Below are 21,065 nucleotides of genomic sequence, written 5' to 3'. Positions count from 1 at the left end.
ATCTATAGTGTGAGATATGGCCGACCTGGACCTCAATCTCATTAGGACATTCGTGCTGCTCTACGAGACGCGCAGCGTGACCCGGACCGCGGAAGTCCTGTTCATCACGCAGCCGTCGGTCAGTCATTCCCTCCGCCGACTGCGCCGCGAGTTCAACGACGACCTGTTCACTCGGTCGCCGGACGGTCTGGCACCCACCGCCCTCGCGTTGAGCATGTATCCGCAATTGCATCAGGCGCTGGAGGTCATCGACGAGACCGTCTCCGGTGTCGGGCAATTCGACGCCCGGACGTCGGATCGGACCTTCCGGATCTGTGCCACCGACCTCGGTGAGATCTCGCTGCTTCCCGCGGTACTCGCAGCACTGGAAACCCGCGCGCCACGCTGCACCGTGCAGATCACGCCACTCGATTTCGCCAGTGCCGCAGAGGAACTGCGCCAAGGTCGGGTCGATGCCGTCATCTGCACACCGCGCATCGACGCACCCGATCTGCGCCGCGACCCCCTGTTCCGCGAGGGCTACCTCGGACTGTGCGCCCTCGGGCATCCGCGGATCGGACCCGAACCCGATTTGGGGGAGTTTCTCGCCGAACGGCACATCGTCGTCGACGCCGCGGCCGGCCACGTGGACGCAGATCAGGCTCTCGCGAGAATGGGGCGTCACCGGGACATCGCCGTACGGGTACCCCACTTCGCGGTGCTGCCGGAACTGGTGGCGCAGACTCGGCACCTCGCGGTTGTGCCCCGCCGGGTGGCGGAGCTGTTCACCCGGTCGTCGCCGGTCCGCACGTTCGTGCTGCCCGTCGAGATCCCGAACGTCGAGGTCGCGCTCTATACGGTGCGGCGGGCACTGCCTTCGCCGGGCGTCGATTGGTTACGGGAGCTGATCGCCGACGTCCTACACATTCCCGCCGGAGATCGGACACCCTGACGCCCCCGCGGGGCCGGGAAAAAGTTGGGTCGGAGGTCCACGCAGCAGTGACGATCATCGCCACGACCACCGCAGTCGACGTTGCGAATGCGAGCCGCCACGTCTTCGGCGCCGCGACGCGGATGTTTTGCTTGCCGACCGCGAGGACGCCCCTACCTGTCGGGATTGCTGCCATTCCCAACGGCGCGCCGGCAGGAAGTGAGCACAACGACCCGAGACCGATCGCGGTGAGAACACGACTCCACAGTGAATCCCAATGCCTTGCTGCCCATCAGTACCGGACCGATTTCGAATCCGTTGCACAGCAACTACTTCAAGAACCTGACGATCCCTATTCCGATGGGTATCATTGTGATCTGCGGATCGGCAGATTCGACATCTCCTACGCCAACGTCAGCAGTCAAGGCCACGTCTACTTCTATGACGCACGAGATGGTTTGGACATCATGAGCAATCCCGGCTGGATGTATGCACCCGATGGTGTGTCCGACAAGATCTTCAATCAGCTCCGATTGGAAGACATCGGGGGGCGGATGGTACCGATTCCCTCATCTTGTCGTCGACGACTATTGATCCCTCAAACCACCGGGCACTCCGTTCGAAGTCGTGCGTCCATCAATCGGTCGTTGCCGAGACAACGTCTCTGGATTCGGCCTGGTTGTAGAACACGAAATCGAAGTCACCGCGCACCTTCCCGTCGGGGGTGAGCAGGAGCGCTGATATGTCGGCTTCGATCTCGGTCGTTGGTGCCATGTGCAGTGCACAGTGATCTCGGCCTGATCGAGTGGAGCATTCTGTCCCTTGCTCAATTGCACGTGATGCGCTCCCTGGTCGTACCGGTTTCAGCTACATCAAATCAGGACATTTCGACGGTCGGTTTCACCGCCGGCATTCAGACGGTACAGGCGGACGATCGCGGTGTGCCCTTTCAGCGTGACCAGCTCCATCACCACCAGGTTAAGTTTGTTCCACGCTCTGTCGTAGGGGACACGTAAGTTCGCGTCATCGGCAGGTTGGTTGTCGACTTCTTGGATGGGGTAGCAGTGCGGGCATGGGTATTTTTGTCGATATCAGGTGAACGTCGTTGGCAGAGCAACGATGGTTACCGCGACGTCCTCGGGTCGCATTACGTATACGACAGCGGGGTAGCCTATCGACTGCAGATTAAGGTAGACGATTTGGTAGTCGTTCGCGATGAGGAGGTTGTCCTCGGAATCTCGCGAATCGCCGATATCCATACGAGGCGGACGACGAAAGAACGTTCTCGGTGCCCAAGTTGTGACCGGACAGGAGTCGAGTACCGCAAAGGTAGAGGCGTCCACGTGTGTCGACATTGCAAGAGCGAGTTCGACAGCCCGATCAAACGCAGTGAACCGGTGACCGAGTACACCGCGATGTACGGGTCGAGTTGGCAGGCGCTGGACGGTGCGATCACGTTCGGAGAGTTGGAGCCACTGTTGGATGGAGTGGCACAGAACGCGATTCGGCCCTGCCGCGTCGATGGCCTGATGAAGCTACTTGACCGGATTTCCGTCTCGGCCCCAGAGGATTTGGCAGTACTTGCCGTGGGGAAGTCGACAAGGTCTTCGCTGATCTCGGGAGGCCATGGCGAGGCAATTGTCCGAATTCGCAAGGGGCAAAGCAAGTTCCGCCGTGCGCTTTTGCAGAGATACGGATTGGTATGCGCGGTGACGGGACCTTGCCCGGCCGAGATACTCGAGGCTGCCCACATTCGACCCTTCGCCGAGCATGGGACTCACGAACTGAAGGACGGCATCTTGCTGCGCGCCGATATCCACCAGTTGTTCGACGCAGGTCGAGTCACGATTGATCCGGAAAACCTAGTTCTTGTGATGCATCCGGGGCTGGACCGATACCCGCATTACCGAGAACTGCGAGGGACCCCGGTCGTTCCCGGACCTGATCCAATTGTGTTGCGCGAGCATTATGATGCCGCTGTTCGATCATGGTGATCGATCGCCGGCCCACCCGTGGAGTCAGCACTAACCTATTTCACGGACGGGCATCGGGCGAGGGCGGGTACTTGTCTGGGCGGGCGGCAAGTTGCTGTCTGCACGGTGAGCGGCCAGCACGGACGCGTAACTATCGAGGCGGTGGCCAAACCACTCGTACTCCACGGTCCGTTGCCCATGCCGCGAGCGCCACGAAGCAACGAATCACCATTGGTTAGGTAGTTGTCTACGCTGGCGGCGTTCGAATGGATTGTGTTTCAAATAGCGCATTTCGGCCTCTGCGGTAGCGCGTGATACGCGCCGCTGTTGCTCTGCCGCGGCCAGTTCTTGCTGAAGGCGCTGAGCATGGGAAAGGCGACGAGCGCGCACGAAGACAATTGCTGCCGTCACCACGGCCAGCCCAATCTGAAGGTACGGAAACCAGACAGTGATGGCGGCCATCATGGCGGTACCTAGGATCATGTAGGTGAGAAATTGTCCCAACGTGGTACGGCCGTGGTTCATGAGTGTGCCCTTATTGTGTCGCCTTGCTGGTGATCTACAGATACCAGACAAAGCAGCGCTCTGAGGCGGTGCGATGTTGGGCCGCAACGAGCAAATATTTCATCCGGGTGCGCGGAAGCGATGTCGTTGAGGGGACCTTCGAGCACTGACTCGGAGACCAACGATTATGGATCGGTCAGGTTGTCGGCGGGATGACAGTGAATGTGATGGCGAGGATGTCCGTCGTGTTGAGTTCTTCCAGGATTGAACGGAGTGCTGTTGCCGCGTCGGTCGCCAGTGTTCTTGCAACGCTGGGTGTTCGGCCGCGGGCGGTCACAGCGAGTCCGGGTGCGTCGGATGCAGTGATTGTCAGATCTGACTCGTAGTCGGACGCATTGCCGCCCAAGGTTTGTGTGAGGCGTTCTCCGATTGATGGCAGTTCTTCAGGAAAATTCGCGGCGGCAATGAAGGTTTGGCTCCTCGAATCGTCTGGAGCTTCAAATGGATCGATACTGAACTGCACGGCTGTGGTCGAGGTGAAGGCAATGGTCTTCGTCCACCACAGACTTCCCGCCACGACCAAAACGACGGCGGCAACGGCAACCATTACTCGACCGCGGTGGTGGGAGAGCGTTGTTCGCATCGATCAGTTGTACCGCATCGATCAGTTGTACCGCATCGATCAGTTGTACCGCTTCAATCAGACGATTCCATCATCTGCTGGTGATGATCGTCTGAAGTACGAACCGAAATCACACAGCAGCGCCCCCTCCGGCCGTCATAACTGATGTGCATTTGCCAAGATAGGACACTCGATCGGACTATCAGTCGAGGAACTTCTCGCTCTTAGCGGGCAAAGTTGCCTCATCAAATTGCACTCCGGGGAATTCGTCGACCAGTGCCGTCGGTTTGTTCGTCCAGCAGCGGACTGTGTATGTGTCGTCTGCAAGCGGATGAACGTCGACAGGGCTCAGCCATCCTGAGATACAAGCATCTTGGACTGCAGAATTGGTGACTTTGATGTCAAACATCTGGCCGGGCAGTCGAGAATTCTCGACCACGCGGCAATCGAGGAATCCTTCTCCGAGTAAGCGACGTAAGGCGTCGCCGTTTATGACCTCAGGCTCGTCATATCTCGAAAGATCTTCGCCCGCCTTCTCTCTGTCGATTTCGATCAGCTCGAGGTGCGTTGTGTCGACCCGGCGGGACTTGCGAAGTAGTTGCAGATCAAGCCAATGCCTGAAGATGTCGGTGTGGCGCGCAGCTTGCATGACGTAGTCGTAGTTCCGCTTCGCGGGTCCGCCTGTCCGCGTAAATCGGGGCACATTATCAGTGACCGCATCTTTGAAGCGCTGTGCCTGCAACTCTAATGCGAGTTCACGAAATATGTTGCATAGAGCAGTTTCTGGTGCACCTGTGACTACTGCGTCTCGGTAGAGAGTCAGTAGATGGTGTTCGAGCATTTCGGTGTCGTGGCAGCTCGTCCAACCGGTCTCGTCGTTCATTTGTAAGTATTGGATCAAGGCGTTATGGAGTTCAGGTACTGAATTCTTGAACATTCGAGCGCGTCCTTCCCTCCGCTCGTCGCGCTGTTTGAGCTGTATGTTGAGGAGGAAATTGAAACCGAATGTCATTACAGTTGCGGTAATGGCCGAGATGAGTGCAATCATGTTGAGGAATCGTAGGTACGCAGTCTGACACGGGTTTCTGCGTTCGCGCAGGAGACGACACTATGGCGGCGTCGTCGTCCCCACCGTTGCGATGTGCCGATCTTTCCGGAATACCAACTTGGTCTCAACAGGTCAACGCATCACCGAGGATAGTTGAGGCACGTTCAGCAGATGTTCATGCGCGCCAGCTGCAGCACTGAATCGCGATGGAAGTACCGGAAAGAGGGACCTCAGTTGTGGGACCTTGCGGAGAGCCCGTCAAAGTACGTCTTCGTCTCGTTCACAGTCCGGCGCAAGGCATTCGTGATGATCGCGGAACCGAACCTAAGCGGCGCACGAAACCCTGGCTTCGGCTCGATCGCAAATGTCCACGTGAGTCTGCTCCCTGCCACAAGTTGCTCGATCAGCACGTCCTCAGCGAATCGGTGTAACCCCGGTGCCGTGAATTCGGAGACATAGAAAGTGTTGCGATAGTGGGCATTCGGCGTTTCGTCCCATAGAAAGTAGTGTTCCTTCGCTTTGATCGAGGACGGCATCATTGACAACTCGCGCACGGTACCGACGCCAAGCGGTTGCGGTGTGAGGTAGCGCGATCCCGTGATGAACGTGCACCATGACAGCGCCCCAGCCTGGGTCATCTCCAGCCACGCAGTTTCCGAGGAAACCGGAAGTTCGACCGAAAATCGATTGATCATCGGCGCGGCGGTCAGGAAAGACTCGTCACACGGCTGCAACTCGAACCATTTCGGCATGGTGGTGAGAGTAGCCACGTAATCGCACCGTGTCCGAAGATTGAGGGCGGTGCCATAGCGTCGCAAACGTCAAGGACTAACCCGCTGCGGGCTATCCGGGCAAGAGCGCTTCTCGTTGACGCGGACTGTCCCAATCGAGCACACGCCGAGGCCGATCGTTGAGTCTCGCCGCGATCGCATTCAAGTCATCTTGGGTGAAACTGCGCAGGTCAGCGTTCTTGCGCAGGTGCTGACGCAGCAACCCGTTCGCGTTTTCGTTCGTCCCGCGTTGCCACGGATGATGCGGCGCGCAAAAGTAGACGGGCATGTCGAGAGCAGCGGAGATCCGCTCGTGTTCGGCCATTTCCCGTCCCCGATCCCAGGTCAGCGACCTCCGCAGATGCGCAGGCAGTTGCGATAGATAAGCGATCACCGCATCGGCGACCGTCTCGGCTCGGTGGCCGTCCGGCAGGGCCACCACACGGGTGGCGCGTGATTGCCGATCTACCAGCGTCGCGACTGCTGACGGCCTGGTGCCGAACACGAGGTCACCCTCCAGGTGCCCGGGCTCGCTACGATCGTTGGCCGCAGCTCCTCGAAGATCGATGGAGACCATATTTCGTATCCGCCCACGGCCGTGGGAGCGTTTCTTTCCCCTCGGTCGACGAATCGGCCGGTCGGTGCGCAGTTCGTGAAAAAGCTTGCTGTCGAGAGCTTTTCGCGACGGAATGTAGAGGCATCGGTAGATCGTCTCGTGCGAGACCCACATCTGCGGATCGTCCGGGTGCTCGCGCCGGAGCCAGACGGAGATCTGCTGCGGCGACCACTGCTCGTGGAGTTTCGCGGTGACGGTTTCCCGCAGAATTGGCCGCATAGACAGCGTTGGCATTTTGGGTCGGCGGGCGCGGACATAAGCGGCGGTATCGGCCTCGACCGCCCGGTAGTTCTCGCGCCCGCCGTTGCGGGCGATCTCGCGTGCAATCGTGGACGGGGATCTTCCGAGTTTCTCGGCGATCGTTCGAGCACTGTCGCCGGCGGCGATTCCTCGCGAAACTTCTTCTCTTTCGACCGCGGTGATGTGGCCGGCCCGCCGTGCTCGTGGGACCGGTCGGATACCTCCGGACTCACGTAGGAAACGAAAAATTCGGGGCATCGTCACTCCGAGGATCCGCTCGATTTCTCCTAGCGATTCTCCACGGCGATGCAGATCCCAGATCAGGTTCTCCTGTTCCACTGTGAATCCCAATGCCTTGCTGCCCATCCACGCCTCCACGGTCACGCATCATCCCACCAGTAGTGATGCATTGACCTGTTGAGACCAAGAACGTCAGCCAAATGCAAGCGAGTGTCGTCGTTCTTGGCGTCGCACATAGCCGGGCACCGCTTCATTCGTGTTCGCAAGGCAGTTGGCACATGGGACGCCTAACGGTCGTGGGAACTCGGTGGTGTCCGGCGCTTCGGCGGGAATCGGCCGAGATCGTTGCGGTCAGACTGGGTGCTTCTTGAGCCCGAGTTGAGCCAGCAACGACCGGAACCCGCGACGGTAATTCCTGGCGGGGGCTGCGCCAACTCATACATCCCGAGCGCCGGCAACACCGGGAGGGGCATCGACAGCGCTTTGTAATGGATCGATGGAGTCAGCGATATTTCAAGTACCTACGCCCCGCTGGAGACAGACGTGCCACACATCCATACACCGCAAGAGGCGGAAGTGAATGCTGCTGTCCGGATGCGCGAACTGGGGTTCGCTGACGCCCGAGTAACTGCTGCAGGACCCGATGGCGGAATCGACGTCTCGTCATCGCGAGCGCTGGCTCAGGTGAAATGGCGAGGAGGGATGGTCGGGCGTCAGGACTTACAAGCGCTGTATGGAGCACGCGGACAAGATATCTCGAAGAAACTGCTTTTCTTTGCCGCATCGGATTATTCGAAGCCGGCGATCGACTACGCCGATCGAAATCAGATCGCGCTGTTCATTTACGAACCTATGGGGACGTTGGTCGCCAGAAACAAGTGCGCCGCCACGCTTGTACTCGATGGACCACATCGCAAGCAGAGTTTCTGGTCGCGAGTTCTGTGGCCTACGTTGACCGCGATATGGTCCCTTGCAGTTTGGCCGCTCTTGCGTGCCTTGTGGACAAGGTGGTTGTGGCCGTTCTTCGACGATCGATGGCGCCTGATTTCCGTGATCGCCTTCACGGCAGGTGCGTGCGCGGGCATAACTGTCGTCGTCTTTGCTTCCTCGGGTCCCCTTCGGGTCTTCGGAACGGTGTTGTTGCTTGTCAGTGTCCTCAACATGCCGGTTGCGTGGTGAATTTATCTCGCAGATCGCAGTCGAGCTTCATAGCACTTACTACGGGTCAAGCGCAGCTATTTCCATCGGAGAGGCCACGCCGAGAGGGTGCTTGAGACCGGATAGTGCGAAGACCCCGGTCAGCGGAAGACTTGAGGAGGATGGGATATGTGGCTCGGGGCGTTCAGGATCGTCGAACAAGCTAGCCGGCAGGTCTCACTTGAAAGCGTGGTGAATGGTTCTGTTGCCGCGGCGCGGGCAGAAGGGGCGTGCGCATCGAGAGGGTTTGAAGGATGCGGGCCCGGGTTGCTCGCGTAGCGGCGTGTTTGTCTCGGGCGTGGATTTCTGCGCGTCTCGCTGCTTGTTCCGCAAGTCGAAAGTGATCATGCTGGCTAGCCTTCTCGGTCGGGGTGGCCGCTGCCCAGCTGATCTGGGCCAGTCTCCAGCGTAGAAATGCGGCCGGCTGGGCGATGTCGCTGGGCCAGATCCAGCCTCGTCGTTGGGTGTCTGCTGTGAGTTGGCGTGCGATGTCGCGGCCGGTCCATCGGGTGGTGTCGATTCCGGTTTGTTGGAGGGTGTCGCAGATTGTTCCGATGTGGCCGGCTGGTTTCAGTGTTGGTGCGTGGGCAATGAGTTCGGCGGCTGCGCGTTGGAGGTGGATGGGGCGGGGTGTGGTTGTTGGTTGGTGTGTTGTCTTGCCCGCGTGCGTTTGTGTGCGCGTTGGTGAGATTTTGAAAGCAAGAGCTTTAAGTGCAAATCCCCCGGAGGGGGATAGGGGGTCACGGTGGCCGGATTGTGGATGGTTCCGTGTGGTGGTTTTGGACCGGTATGCGTTGGTGCGCAGTGTGGCTCGGGAGGGTTTTCTGGGCTTCATGAAGGGAGGGGTGACGCTTGTCGCTACCGTGCGGGGCGTGGTGAGCGCCCACGTCGATGCTGCACGGAATTGGCGGCGGCTGTGGTGCGATTCCGCGGCCATGGCTTCCAGGCGGCTGAGGTAGCGACCGCGGACGAGTTCTACCGCGACTCCGAGGGCCGTGAGGACTCGTCGGGCGCGTTTGACTGTGGAGGTGCTCACTCCTGCCCGGTGGGCGATGGTCTCGCGTGAGGCGGTCACTGATCGTCCGGTTGCGCTTTCGGCGAGGGAGGCATGGGTGACGGCGACGGCGAAGACGGCTTCGGTGCTGATCGCATGGGTTGCGCAGAGTGTTGCGCCGGTGGGGCAATTGAGGAGGGTGCGGACTTGGTGTTGCCAATGTGTGCGGCTGGTCCAGGTGGGGGTACGGCTGTAGGCGCCGTCGGGGATGGGGAGGGACCAGGAGTTTCCGCGTTGGTTGCTTGTTCGGTTGAGTGTTTCGATGCGGGTGACGTTTTCGGTGGCTTGTTGTACGGCGTGGGCCCATTCGTCGTCGGAGATCGGGGCGTGGCGCGTTGAGGGTGAGCGGTGGGGGATTGTGTTGTGTGGAAGTGTTGAAGCTGGTTCAGGGTGTGCGTTACCCTGAGATGTACCTGTCACAGGTAAATCCCTTCATGTGAGTGAAGAAGTAGTGCAGTACAGAAGGTGGAGCGGTTACTTCGGCTTCATCAGTGACAGCGAGCCGGGCCTGGCTTGCTGTTGATTTGGCTCAGTGTGTGGCGAACCCCCGTAAGGGGGTTTCGTCGTTTCTGGACTGCGTCTATGGAGTTGTGTGTCAGGGGTTTTCGGATGTCACGCTGGGTGGTGGCGGGGCCTCTCTTTTCGGCGGTGTTCGGGTCAGGCCGGGTGTTTATCGAGGTCAGTTGCCGCTGGCGGTCTGTGACGGACGCCGGCCCGCGATGTGCGGATCTGTCGCGTGTCTAATGTCAGGAACGTGTGGGGCGAAGCGAAAACACTGCTCCCACAACACCTGCACACCCCAACGTGACAGCGAGAACGAGCGCTATCACGAAGGATTCGCTCGAACGGGGATGTGCAGATCCAGAAGCCCGCGCAGCGCAACCGCGACCTCGTGAATCTGATCGACCGACGCAGTTTCCGGATCGGAGGCAACGAGATCTGCAACGTCGATGAGGTTGTCGCGCATCCCGACCGACAAATCGCGCGGGCCTGCGAGCGCGTCGACGGTGTCCCGGACGATCGTTTCGGCGAGTTGGCGTACCTCGGCCATCTCGGCGTCGGTGGGGAAGGTGATTCCTACTTCTTTCAGGAGCGCTGTGGAGGCGGTGCTGATCATGGATTCGATCAGCGGCGATCGATGCGATGTTGTTGTCATGATGCTGCCCCCAACTGTGTGGAAACAGATGATGCGCCGGTGGTGCATGTGGGATGAATCCAGTGTTCGACGGCCGCAGTGATAGTCGTGCGGGCGGTGGCAGGGTCCTGGGCGGTGATGACTGCGGTGAATGCTGAGGTGACTGCTTCGATCCCGGAGGTCTCGAGTCCGTTGCAGTGGTCGAGTCCGTCGGTGATCAGCTCCAGTGCAGTGTTGAGGACTTCCCAGTGACCGTCCTCGTGCGGGGAATGCGCTGCGATGAGTTCGGTGGTGGGGAGTTGTTCTGCGGCCCACAGTTCTCGCACGTTGAGGGGGTGGATGGGGTGGGCGGTGAGTTGGCACAGTCGGGCGACGGGGGCGCAGACGTGGTCGAGTCCGTCGACGATCGCGGTCATTCCCCAGAGCGGGTGGGTGAGGAGGTCCGCGAGCCATTGCCATCGTTCGGCGGGAAGGCCGGTCGAGGCGGGGGATGGGAGGGCCCCGGTACTGATCCCGTAGATGATGTCGGGGAGGGGGCGGTGGGGGTTGTTCAGTTCGTCGAGCAAGCGGTGTGTTGTCATGTGGGGCAGTCCAATCGGGTGACGTCGAACGAGGATTGTGACGTGCAGGTGGGATGGTGCGCGGAATCCGTCGCACCGGTACGGATAGGGGTGAGGACCGCGGCATGGGAGGGGTCGACCCTCAACGGGCCGTGGGCTTCGATCAGATCGCGGGCATGAAGAATGGCGCGGGAGTCCACGTCGATCAACCCGTACACATCCGGTGAGTCGCCGATGTGCGGATGATCGTGAATGAAGGTGCGGCGACTACGCAGGCGGCCGGCGACTTCGACGAGGATCCACAACCGGTCGTAGCGGTCCCGTACCGGCACATGGCCGTGTGTGTCGGCGAGGATTCCGTACACCGACCACGCTGATTCGAACGACGTCAAGATCAGCGCCGCAGACTCCTCCGGTGCCACTGTGTCGCGCGGCGGTGTGAAGACCGGATCGAAAGACCCCACTATCGAGCTCACGCAGCGCTCCCACGAGAAGCGGCGCGATGCCCGTCGACCCGCCGATAGTACGAACGCAACACCGCATCCGAGGTAATCGGCCGGCCACGATGACTGAACGGCACACCCGCCCAAATCATCGACCGAGGCGGAGTACCCGCCGCCACCATCGACGACAACTCCTTCCGGCAATCCGCCAAACGCGGGCACCGGAAACACTCCGCCTGCGCATCCACACCCGCGCGATACGAACCCTCATCCAAATCCCACGATTGAGGATCGACCGCGCACGCCAACACAATCGGCGGCGGCACCGCGGCCCTCACGCGGCCACCTCCGAATCCCGGCGACGGCGCGTTGCTGTCGTCAACGACTCGTACAGGCCCAAACGTTCAGCGTCGACGATATTGCCGTGACTGTCATACGCATTGCCCGCCATGATCATTCGCTGCGGACCATCCCCACGTTCCACCGCCGCGGCCGCATCTATACGGCACTGCGCCAACACCGGGCACGCCTCACACGAGGAGATCGCGCGGCGCCACTCCACCACCGTGCGTCCATCCATCTCCCACGAACGTGACTTCCCCGCGCACAAACCCTTACCCGGCTCGGCACCAACAATCGGCACCACGCCCCGAACCTCCAACTCCACACGAACAGCTCGCACAGTCGGGCACACATCGCACTCCGACGAGAAAACGAACCCGCACCGCGCGCACCGACCAACCCGATCAGGATGATGCGAAGCAGCAACCCGAAGAAGATCGTCAGTACTGAACTGCGGCAACACGACCTCAGATGTTCCCCGGCACTCACGGTGCGTCAACTCACGCAACGCGGCCGCAGCCTCCGGGCACAACGGAACAAGCTCCGAAACACTGAAACCGCAACCATCGCAACGCCCGCCGATCGACGAATGCCGCGCAACAAGCCGACGAAGGGCAAGTGTGGAGAGAGCTGCATACCGATCGTGGAACACGTCATCCGGACCTGATGGGTCCACTAAGATAGACATCGCAGAATCCTTTCTGCAACTGAAGAAAACTCTGGACGGGCGCCAACCCGTTTGGACATCGTTCCCCTGGTCGTTGGTAGCGACCGGGGGAACTTCTTTCGATGTGTCAGATCACCCCATTGCCTGTGAGATGTGGACTTGCTGCCGTGTGCCTATTACAACAATTGCATCGATTAAAGTCATGCACGTTTAGACCCTAGAGGAGGTGCGGCATGGTGTCTAGCAATGACGAACGGAATGCCCACATGAGTCGCCGTGTTATGCGCGGGTTCGAACCCGCGCGACTTAGTCGTGCGCGTGAGAGCAAAGGCTTCAGTCGAGCAGATCTTGCTCGTCGCGCTGGGGTGGGCGGCGCGACAGTGCAGCAATGGGAGTCCGGCAACCGGAGTCCTCAGGTTGATACGTTGGCCTTGGTTGCCCGCACGCTTGATGTCCCTATGAGTGAACTGGTAATAGTTCCGGAGGATGAACGGTTCCCCGGTGATTGGCGCATCCTCCTCGGGCTTACGCAACCTCAGCTCGGAAAGCTCACGGGCATCAGCACCTCGATGATCGCGCGAATAGAGCGAGGCGAAGTGCTCCTGACGCCTGCGAGTGCTCAAAAGTTGGCGGATGCCCTGGGAATCAGTGCAATTGAATTGCATGCAAGCTACGAGCGTGCCAGGACTCGACCTGCTGGTGTACCTGCATAGGTACGCAAGGGCATCGACATGGCAACTGAGGTAGTCGACGTGTGTGCGGCACAAACGGGCCTCCGGTTGAGTCTCAGGTGCGGGATCGAGCGGCAACTAGTACCGTCCGCGCTACCTGGCGGAGTCACCTGTAACCACTCACTGCCGGAGCCCCTGAAGGGCGCGCAGTTGCACGTTACTGATGCCTAGTGTTCTACCGCAATAGGCCGCAAGCATCTTGGGTACTAGGTCCCAAAACGCTTGAACATTCGGTGATCATTGCGCGCGACGCCGCCGAAGTCGATGTTCATCGACATCACGCGCTGGTGGCCGGGACTGGTCCAAGTCTTCGAATCAATTGCGGCAGAGGTGAAATCGTAAATGATCTTTAGGCCAGTGAAGGTGAAGGCGCTATGTCAGATGCGTGGGCCTCTCCTATTCCGGAGAACTTGCTTCGCGAATCATGACCAGGCCTGCCGTCGTATGTTGGTCCAGCATCATCAGAGTTGCGTCCACAGCATAGGTTTTCCAGGCTCCGCTCAACTGGCGGAAACGAATGACTCCGCGGGTCTTACCCCGTGCGAGACCTTCTGACATCGCAAGTGCAATGTGGAAGTCGTCCGGATGAATGCTGGGTTCGACCTGATCGTCAACTGATTCCCATGCAAGTCCCGGCATGGCGTCGCCAACCCATCGAATCAACTGCAGGGTCTTGAGATTGACGATGGCTCGATACTCTCCGTCATTGGTTGCCGCCTCTAGCACCCTGTATTCGAGAACCACCGGAGGAGGTGCGGAGGTTACTTCTACTGCTGGTCCGATATCTTGAGTAATCCCGCGCAGGATCACTTGGGGTTGACCTGTTTCCGGATCGTTCTCTTTGAGCATTCGGCAGGAGAAGTGAGCTGCGCGCAGTTCTCCATCATCCCTCTCCACCGTCCAGACGGCTTGGTGAACCGTTCCGGGTTGCGACTGGACTATCTTTGACAGTGCGTCGCTCTCGTCATGATTTGTCCGTAATCGTGTGAACGCGCCCGCCATTGCCTTCTCTGTGTGACGTTCGTCCTCGGGGACGCCATACAAATCCAGTAGGGCGACGCTTCCACTTGCCTTGCCTGCAGTAAGATTGAATAGCCATGCGCCAGCCGGATCATGTTCGGGTACTGTCTCGTTCGATCTTCCGAACCACAGATGTATTCCATGCAAGCGACCGCTGAACGTGATCAGGGGCTCAACGATGAGGCGACGTTGCCCGTCTGCTGATCTCCGATCAATTTGTCCAGGTGAAGCACTGACTTCATCAATGATCCGCTTCACAAGTTCGAGTGAGTCCCTACTTTTCAGTACTCTCTCGATTGGCACGAATCGCCTTGGTGCGCTACCCAACCCAACAATGGATGGTGCAGCGTCGCCGAATGTTTCGATCATCAACCATTTTGTTGTCACAGTGGTCGTTCCTCTCCCCGCGGATTGTGAACAGACGAACACTACGCAAATTCTTCTGTACATGTAACCGCTGATAACGGAAAAAGGTCCCAGGCTGGCGGGCGCAATGTCCTCATACGGACTTCGTTGGGTCAGGCTAGGAGCGATTTGCCCTATTCGTGGCCGGTATCAGGCGTTGGTATCCAGATCCGGAGATTCTGGTCAGTGCGTCGATGATACGAGCGTCTGCGCCGACAAGTATCCGGGGACGTCCTTGTTTTGCGCCACGTAAGATAACCTGCGCGGCCTTCTCCGGTTCGGTTCTCGCGATGCTGTGTTCGAAGGACTCGATGACTGCTTGTCTGTCTATCGGCGCAGCCATACGGGCAGTCCGTGCAATCGAGGTCTTGATTCCACCGGGGAAGACGCAAGACACCTTGACTTGCGGATGCAGAATCAACATCTCCTGCCGTAGCGATTCGGTGAACCCTCGGACGGCAAATTTGGCTGCGTTGTATGCCGAGTATCCGGGCGCCGACATCAAACCGAATGCAGAGGAAACATTGACGATGTTTCCCTCATTTGATCGAAATATGAAGGGCAAAAACGCTTTTGATCCATTGACTACACCCCAGAAGTTCACTCGCATTACATGTGTGAAGTCATCGAACTCAGCATCGAGCACGTCCCCGGTGTAGAGGACGCCAGCGTTGTTGAATACTGCGTCGATGCTCCCAAAAGCGTCGAATGTCTCAGCGGCGCAGGCATGCATAGCGTCACGGTCGGAAACATCTACAACCGACATGCGGATTACACCTGATTGCGTGCCTATCAAGCTGATCGTTTGATTGAGTGCATGTTGGTCGCGGTCGATCAGAGAAAGTGACGCGCCTTGTCTTGCCAACTGAATGGCCAGCTGGCGGCCCACCCCCGCACCTGCACCTGTCACTGCGACAATCCGACCATCAAAATAGCTCACCTGCACACACTATCCGGCAACGAAACGGGACACAGATGCTGGCGTATCAGTGTGAATCGGCTATTGCCGGTTATATGGCCCTTGGCGGTATCGTTCCTGGCTTAAGCGTGCGGCTACGTCCCTTCGCATCGTACGTGCATGTCGATGGTGACTCTCTCCCTTGCTCGGATTTGCCAGTGGGGCGGTGTCTTCTGGCTTAACTGAATCTCGACGTCGCCGAGCTGTGGGAGATCCCACGTCACGCCAGGCGGGAAGAGGTCGGTCGTTCCGAACTTGTTGTTCGATTCGCTCTCGCTGTCGAGTGCGCTTTGCGGAGTGGTGAACTCCTGCAAGGGGTAGTCGAGTTCCTTGTTTTCGATGGCGATGGTTTGGGATCCATGCGTAAGTAGGGCGTTCCAGCCGTTAGGTGCGGTGATGCCGATTGTGAGATTGTCTCCTGCTCCGATGCACCTAGCTTGGACCTGGTCGGGGGCCGGTGTGGTAATGAATTGATCGCTTTGGATGTCTCCCACGCCGATCGCTAAGTTTCCTGGCCAGAGGGAGGATTCGGCCGGCGTGACGACTCCGATTCGGTCGCCGTCTGTGCTGGCGGATTGGTTTGGGGTGGCAACCCTCTGTGTCGCTGGTGTCGAGCATGCAGGCAGGAGCGGCAGTAACGTAAGGAGCGCCGTGACTATAGTAATACGTCTTTTCATGAGTCTCCTCGTCGATACAAGTCTATCGTGATGGGTGTAGCGCAGGACGTGAAAAGTATTGTGTACAAGTAATATTCGACTACATTCTTGAAGTCGTCTATCGACTGGATTTCGAAGGACGATCCTCCACTTCTTTGTGTCGGTGGATGGGCTATTCAGTACTGAATGGTGTCGATGCGCCACTGATCAACCTGCTTGGAGAGCGTGACCCACACGGTCGTTTCCGGTACGACAAGATTGGTCGCATCTCCGGTAATTACGGTCTGGCGGATGGTGGCGACTCGGCGGACGAGTGCATCGGTATCTGGTGGGCAGCCGGAGCAACCCACAGTCACATCGGCGACCACTTTGGCGTTGTCGGAGGCCCATTGGTTCCACTGTGCTCCTGGTCCTCGTTCGGTGTGCGTGTCGACGAGCAGGGTCTGTGCCAGGGTGTCGGTGAACCATTCCCGGGCGCGTGCGTATCCATTGGTGGGGCTACGGTCCGTTGCTGGGTACCAGGTGAACGCCACGGAAAGTGCCTGGCGAGCGATGTTTTCGGCTCGCTCCGTATCCGGATCTTCGGTGATGCCGATTGTTGTCGGAGCCGGCGAAGTCGAAATGGTCAGCGGCGCCGGTGCTGGGGCGATCTGTTCAGCTGTCTCGGTTTCCGTCTCGTTGCCCCAACCGAAGAGGAAGTACACCAGTCCACCGACGAGGAGGACAGCGACGGCAAGCAGAACCAGCTGGCGTGCGTTGCTCACAGAACCCTCCTGGCTTTCATATCGCTCTGCAGTGGAGCTTGTTTGACGACGTCCCCCGTAGTGGGAGCATGGATCATCTGGCCTCCGCCGATCGCGACGCCGACGTGCCCCGGACCTGTTCCGGCCCACGAACCGAAGACCAGATCCCCGGCTTGTGCTTGGTCGATAGGGATCTCGACTCCGACGTTCCACTGCTGTTCGGATGTCCTGGGCAGGGTGATCTTGTTTCCACTTCCCTGGTAGATGGCGTAACTGGTCAGTCCGGAGCAGTCGAATCCACCGCCGGTGGTGCCGTTGATGTTGCCGCCGCCCCAGACGTACGGGGTGCCGAGGAATTGGCGGGCAGCGTCGACGACCTGCGATCCGGACGCCGAACCGGGCGAGACGATCAGTTCCCCGCTACCTCCGGGGGACGCGAACTCTGCTTCGTATGCAAGGACTTTCGCGACGTAGGGCTGTGTCTGGGTGGTGTAGTCACCGCCGCTGGGCATTCCGCCGGCATTCTTCACCGCGCCTTCGCCCGCGTTGTAGGAAGCGATGTAGAGCGATTTCGGATCGCCCTTGACCGATCCGTCGGCAATCCATCCGTCGACCTGCGCCGCGATGGAGCAGAAGTATCGGCCCTGAGCCATGATCGCGTCCCCATCGTCCCAGATCGAGATCTTGCCGTTTCTGTCGTCGTCCTGGCCGTAAGAAGCAAATGTTCGCGGCATGAACTGCGTGACACCCTGCGCTCCACTGCCGGAGGTCAGGCCGCGGGTCAAGCCGGATTCGGCCTTTGCATCTGCGGCCAACAGGGAGGGCTTGATCTGGGGGCACAGCGATCCGGCCTTGCGGAACCACGGTTCCATCTCCGGAGGAACGGAACCGGCTTTGAGATCGCCGCCACCTGCCACGCCGAAGCCGGCGCAGTCGATCGACGATGATGACGCGGCCAGCTCGATGGCAGGAGAATCACTACCCGCTTCGCCCGCGGGGAAGGGGGCTCCGCCGAGCTTGGTCATCGGATCGACAGCGGTTCCACCCTGCAGCCGTCCCCCGTCCCAGTATTCGAAATGCAGGTGTGCGCCAGTGGATTGGCCGTTGTTTCCGATGTTCGCAATATGGTCGCCGGCCTTGATCTGCTGGCCTTCCGTGACAAGGACACCGTCGTCGAACATGTGGCCGTAGACGGTGCTCACGGGTTTTCCGCCGACTAGCGAGTCGAGCACGATCCAGTTCCCGAACCCGGATGCGGGTCCGGCCTTGACCGCAACACCGTCGAGCGCCGCGTAGATCGGTGTCCCGACGGGGCCGGCGAAGTCGACGCCTTTGTGTTCGGTTCCCCAGCGAGGCCCGAACGGGGACGTGAACGTCGTCGTTCCGTCCTTGGTCGGCTGGGTGATCGGCCCCGATGCTTTCAGTTCGGTGTTCCCAGTAGAGGATCCCTTGTCGTCTCCCTCACTCCACGAGGTTCCGCCGCAACGGTTGTGGGGGAACACCGGCTGCTGCGTGCATCCGGACAGCCCCAGGATCGCGGCGGTGGCGGCGGTGACGATCAGGGCTACCGCTCCACGGCGGCGACTCACAGCGTTCCCGGGAGCGGTGTGTCGAGGTCGGGAATCGGGATTGGGCCGGGAACAGGAACCGGTGCCGGTTCGAGGTCCGCCGACGGAACAGTGGTCGAGCTGGTCGATGTCGGCGTCGTGGGTGAGGTAGTGCTCGGTGAGGTCGTCGACTTCGGAGTCGTGGTGGTTGTGGGAGCTTCCGAGGTCGGTGTGCTCGAGAGGGAAGGTACGCCGAGCTTGTCGATCTCGCTGCGGTCCAGGGTGGGCAGCGGCATCTGGACCTGCCATGTCGAACCCATGGCAGTGTCCGAGGCTTTCAGGGTGACCCGCAGATTCCCCGCCTGCGTCGGGACAATGACCTGCACTGCGCTCTCACCGCCGGTGCCGGCCACGATCTCACTGCGCGTCGGACCGGTGATCGCGACCGGCACAATCGGACGAGCATTGACCACCGTCACGCCGGGCGCTTCGGCGGTGTGCACGCCCAGCTTGGACTTCCATTCACTGGTCGAGAGCGACTGATCGACGTAGACGTGCGCGTAGGCCATCGCTGTCGCCGGTGCACTCTCGGCTACCGACGCGATCGACTTGCCGGCAATCGAGGATTCGGTCACCTCGGCCAACGCGTAGCTCAGACCCGGCGCCGCCGATTCTGCGTCCGTCGTAGTCGTCGCGGCGTAGGCCGGGATCTTCGAGGCAGTGTTCGACGGAGCGGGGGACTGGCCGAACACTGCTCCCGCCACGAACAGCACACCGAACGCAGAGACGATCGTGATCGTCAGATTGGTGCGCGAGTAAAGCACCCACCGCCGGATCGGTGCTAGGACGGGATTGGCTGTGCTGGAAGGCATCAGCTGACCCTGTCGGTCGAATCGGACGAAGTACCCGCTGAGGTCAACGACGGCGTCCACAGTCGTGCCGTCGACCGCGGAGTAGTCGACGAGTTCGAGCGCGCCGCACCCGATCGAGGCATCGGAGTTCCGGTGGGGGCATCCCGCGAGGACGGAGTGAACACCTTCATCGGCGCGATACTCGACCGCGGGCCTCCGTCCCATGTCTCACTCACCGACGAAGTGCTGCGCGGTGAACCGGCTTCGGTTCCGATCAGCTGTCGGGCGAGGGTGCGGCTAGGTTTGACAGCGGGACCGGCGGTTTGTGGTCGATCCGACATGGGCCGCTTGGTGCCCGCGGAATTCTTGGCGGTATCGGCGAGGCTTCGGCGCCGCACGTCCTGGGCGTCCTTCCGTGAATCCGTCAGACGCTGTTGGCGATCCATCGTCTTGCGTGCATCGACACGCGATTTGTCGACCTCGTGCCGGCGTCGCTGATTCAACTCGCGTCCTTCCGGACGCACTGGTGTCACCGAATCCTTGTCGAGGTCACCACCGCGTTTGGTGGCCTTCCGAAGCGCGCCGACACCTTCCTCGACCATCGACGCCGCGGGACCGCCCACGACGGCGCTGCCGGCCTTGAAGAACTTTTGCTTCATCGACGTCTGAGCGTGACGCGCTTTGCGATTGAGTGCGCCGGCTTGGTTCTGGGTGAAGGTCTGAGTCATCCGTTTGAACGGCCGCATGATGAACCAGCACACCGCCGTCAAGATGACCATGAACCACAGCCGCCACGTGCCGTCGACGAGGCCGTTGTCGGTGTCGTACAGCTTGACCAGCGCCATCAGATACAGCGCGATGATGACTGCGCCGGCCACGCCCCACATGTAGGCGGTGGCGATCATGCGGCACACGCGCGAGAGGGTGCCGCCGTGTGCGGCGGCGATCGGAACCCAGATCGGTGCGAAGAGAATTGCGAGTCGAATAGCCAGTAGCGCAGTGAGTTTGAGGATGGATGCGCCGATCCAAAGGATGGAGGGCATGGCGAGTTTGATCATCGCCATGAACCCTGTGCCGGTGCGTCCGGAGTCTTTGCCCTGGAACTGATTGTAGGAAAGGTTCAAATCTTTCAGCTTCTCAACCAGATTATTCTCGAAATCCTCTCCTTTTTTGCTTGCAAGCTCACTTGCAGCCTCGTTGTCGCCGGACACGTTCTGCTGCTCCGCGTACGAAAATGCCAGAGTGTCGCGGAGCTTCGGTCCAAGTTGCAGTTCCTGGTCGTTGAAATTCGCGCCGAACCATCCCTTGCGCCAGTCGTCGAGGAAGATCTTGTCGATCAGCACATTGCGGGGGTCTCCGGTGTTTCCGGACACAGACAGCATCTGACCTTGTGTGTCGGTGATGACCGATCCGAAGGTGTCGTCGGCGACCTGGATGGCTTTTTGCGGTGCGCCGACGAACAGTGCTCCGATGGCCATTGCAGCGCCGGCGATCGCGACGGTGCGGGTCACGGCCGCGGCGTTTGATTTGAGGGCGTTCCAGATGATGATCGTGGCGACCACCATCAATGCCACACCCAGCCACGTTCCGTAGACGCCGAGCATTCCGTTGGAGATCGAGGCGACGATCTGGTCGAACTGCACCATCGCTGGGGCGATCCCGGCCTCTTCGGCAGCTGCTCCGGTCTTCGTCTGGTCGTCGAGCCAGAACGCTGCAGCAGCGAATCCCTTGCCGATTGCGAGGAACGTGTTGCCCAGGGTGGTGTCCGCGACTGCGTCAGGTGCGCGGACCAGGTCGTTGCCGCAGCCGAGGTCGTAGGTGTACCAGCGCAAT

At 60.0% G+C, this 21,065-nt stretch carries 22 protein-coding genes; 4 read left to right on the top strand and 18 right to left on the bottom strand.

Annotation, left to right across the window (positions count from 1 at the left end):
- The first annotated feature begins 16 nt into the window (after window positions 1-16).
- Window positions 17-931: a LysR family transcriptional regulator gene (locus tag AC3WQS_RS27065; RefSeq protein ID WP_492712959.1), complete on the top strand. Its 915-nt coding sequence runs from the start codon at window positions 17-19 to the stop codon at window positions 929-931.
- A gap of 615 nt (window positions 932-1,546) precedes the next feature.
- On the opposite strand, the gene AC3WQS_RS27060 is transcribed toward AC3WQS_RS27065, so the two are convergent.
- A complete protein-coding gene (locus AC3WQS_RS27060; protein ID WP_492712960.1) occupies window positions 1,547-1,684 on the bottom strand; it encodes a TerD family protein in 138 nt (45 codons plus the stop codon).
- 623 nt (window positions 1,685-2,307) lie between these two features.
- Here AC3WQS_RS27060 and AC3WQS_RS27055 point away from each other — a divergent pair.
- Window positions 2,308-2,904 carry an HNH endonuclease gene (locus tag AC3WQS_RS27055; protein ID WP_492712961.1) on the top strand — a complete coding sequence of 199 codons (597 nt, stop codon included), beginning with the start codon at window positions 2,308-2,310 and terminating at the stop codon, window positions 2,902-2,904.
- Window positions 2,905-3,108: 204 nt separating this feature from the next.
- Here the strand turns inward: AC3WQS_RS27055 and AC3WQS_RS27050 are convergent, their stop codons facing one another.
- The 5 genes from AC3WQS_RS27050 to AC3WQS_RS27030 all read right to left on the bottom strand — a co-directional run bounded on the left by AC3WQS_RS27050 (window position 3,109) and on the right by AC3WQS_RS27030 (window position 7,049).
- Window positions 3,109-3,408 (bottom strand): hypothetical protein, encoded by a 300-nt coding sequence (locus tag AC3WQS_RS27050; protein WP_492713558.1) that lies wholly within the window; start codon window positions 3,406-3,408, stop codon window positions 3,109-3,111.
- 175 nt (window positions 3,409-3,583) lie between these two features.
- Window positions 3,584-4,030 carry a hypothetical protein gene (locus AC3WQS_RS27045; protein WP_492713557.1) on the bottom strand — a complete coding sequence of 149 codons (447 nt, stop codon included), beginning with the start codon at window positions 4,028-4,030 and terminating at the stop codon, window positions 3,584-3,586.
- Between the two features lie 181 nt (window positions 4,031-4,211).
- A complete protein-coding gene (locus AC3WQS_RS27040; RefSeq protein WP_492713556.1) occupies window positions 4,212-5,057 on the bottom strand; it encodes a hypothetical protein in 846 nt (281 codons plus the stop codon).
- A gap of 230 nt (window positions 5,058-5,287) precedes the next feature.
- Window positions 5,288-5,827, bottom strand: a complete 540-nt coding sequence (locus tag AC3WQS_RS27035; protein ID WP_492713555.1) for an SRPBCC family protein — start codon at window positions 5,825-5,827, stop codon at window positions 5,288-5,290.
- Between the two features lie 73 nt (window positions 5,828-5,900).
- Window positions 5,901-7,049 carry an IS30 family transposase gene (locus AC3WQS_RS27030; RefSeq protein WP_492713559.1) on the bottom strand — a complete coding sequence of 383 codons (1,149 nt, stop codon included), beginning with the start codon at window positions 7,047-7,049 and terminating at the stop codon, window positions 5,901-5,903.
- Window positions 7,050-7,466: 417 nt separating this feature from the next.
- On the opposite strand from AC3WQS_RS27030, the gene AC3WQS_RS27025 reads away from it, so the two are divergent.
- The gene (locus AC3WQS_RS27025) at window positions 7,467-8,102 is read left to right on the top strand and encodes a restriction endonuclease (protein WP_492713554.1); all 636 of its coding nucleotides are present in this window, start codon (window positions 7,467-7,469) and stop codon (window positions 8,100-8,102) included.
- Between the two features lie 181 nt (window positions 8,103-8,283).
- Here the strand turns inward: AC3WQS_RS27025 and AC3WQS_RS27020 are convergent, their stop codons facing one another.
- From AC3WQS_RS27020 to AC3WQS_RS27000, 5 genes are all read right to left on the bottom strand, one after another.
- Window positions 8,284-9,594: a hypothetical protein gene (locus AC3WQS_RS27020; RefSeq protein ID WP_492713553.1), complete on the bottom strand. Its 1,311-nt coding sequence runs from the start codon at window positions 9,592-9,594 to the stop codon at window positions 8,284-8,286.
- 406 nt (window positions 9,595-10,000) lie between these two features.
- The gene (locus tag AC3WQS_RS27015) at window positions 10,001-10,330 is read right to left on the bottom strand and encodes a hypothetical protein (protein ID WP_492713552.1); all 330 of its coding nucleotides are present in this window, start codon (window positions 10,328-10,330) and stop codon (window positions 10,001-10,003) included.
- A complete protein-coding gene (locus tag AC3WQS_RS27010; RefSeq protein WP_492741589.1) occupies window positions 10,327-10,890 on the bottom strand; it encodes a hypothetical protein in 564 nt (187 codons plus the stop codon). The genes AC3WQS_RS27015 and AC3WQS_RS27010 overlap by 4 nt, the downstream gene beginning before the upstream one ends.
- Window positions 10,887-11,345: a hypothetical protein gene (locus AC3WQS_RS27005; protein ID WP_492713399.1), complete on the bottom strand. Its 459-nt coding sequence runs from the start codon at window positions 11,343-11,345 to the stop codon at window positions 10,887-10,889. Before AC3WQS_RS27005 ends, AC3WQS_RS27010 begins: the two co-directional genes overlap by 4 nt.
- 301 nt (window positions 11,346-11,646) lie before the next feature.
- On the bottom strand, window positions 11,647-11,958 hold the full coding sequence (locus tag AC3WQS_RS27000) for a hypothetical protein (RefSeq protein WP_492713400.1): 312 nt from the start codon (window positions 11,956-11,958) through the stop codon (window positions 11,647-11,649).
- 629 nt (window positions 11,959-12,587) lie between these two features.
- Here AC3WQS_RS27000 and AC3WQS_RS26995 point away from each other — a divergent pair.
- On the top strand, window positions 12,588-13,034 hold the full coding sequence (locus tag AC3WQS_RS26995; protein WP_275232928.1) for a helix-turn-helix domain-containing protein: 447 nt from the start codon (window positions 12,588-12,590) through the stop codon (window positions 13,032-13,034).
- 414 nt (window positions 13,035-13,448) lie between these two features.
- Here AC3WQS_RS26995 and AC3WQS_RS26990 read toward each other — a convergent pair whose 3' ends face one another.
- From AC3WQS_RS26990 to AC3WQS_RS26960, 7 genes are all read right to left on the bottom strand, one after another.
- Window positions 13,449-14,459: a GAF domain-containing protein gene (locus AC3WQS_RS26990; RefSeq protein WP_168798927.1), complete on the bottom strand. Its 1,011-nt coding sequence runs from the start codon at window positions 14,457-14,459 to the stop codon at window positions 13,449-13,451.
- Between the two features lie 136 nt (window positions 14,460-14,595).
- Window positions 14,596-15,417: an SDR family NAD(P)-dependent oxidoreductase gene (locus AC3WQS_RS26985; protein ID WP_269615147.1), complete on the bottom strand. Its 822-nt coding sequence runs from the start codon at window positions 15,415-15,417 to the stop codon at window positions 14,596-14,598.
- Between the two features lie 113 nt (window positions 15,418-15,530).
- The gene (locus tag AC3WQS_RS26980) at window positions 15,531-16,112 is read right to left on the bottom strand and encodes a hypothetical protein (protein WP_492713401.1); all 582 of its coding nucleotides are present in this window, start codon (window positions 16,110-16,112) and stop codon (window positions 15,531-15,533) included.
- Window positions 16,113-16,267: 155 nt separating this feature from the next.
- A complete protein-coding gene (locus AC3WQS_RS26975) occupies window positions 16,268-16,855 on the bottom strand; it encodes a hypothetical protein (RefSeq protein WP_492713402.1) in 588 nt (195 codons plus the stop codon).
- The gene (locus AC3WQS_RS26970; protein ID WP_474338967.1) at window positions 16,852-18,423 is read right to left on the bottom strand and encodes a peptidoglycan DD-metalloendopeptidase family protein; all 1,572 of its coding nucleotides are present in this window, start codon (window positions 18,421-18,423) and stop codon (window positions 16,852-16,854) included. The genes AC3WQS_RS26975 and AC3WQS_RS26970 overlap by 4 nt, the downstream gene beginning before the upstream one ends.
- Entirely contained in the window at window positions 18,420-19,253 is an 834-nt protein-coding gene (locus AC3WQS_RS26965; protein WP_492713403.1) for a hypothetical protein, read from the bottom strand. Before AC3WQS_RS26965 ends, AC3WQS_RS26970 begins: the two co-directional genes overlap by 4 nt.
- Window positions 19,253-21,064 carry a hypothetical protein gene (locus AC3WQS_RS26960; protein WP_492713404.1) on the bottom strand — a complete coding sequence of 604 codons (1,812 nt, stop codon included), beginning with the start codon at window positions 21,062-21,064 and terminating at the stop codon, window positions 19,253-19,255. Before AC3WQS_RS26960 ends, AC3WQS_RS26965 begins: the two co-directional genes overlap by 1 nt.
- Window position 21,065: the final 1 nt, after the last annotated feature.

The organism is Rhodococcus sp. FW305-130 (assembly GCF_058788335.1).
The sequence above is the reverse complement of the archived record's forward strand: the minus strand, read 5'-3'. Positions and strand labels throughout refer to the sequence as shown.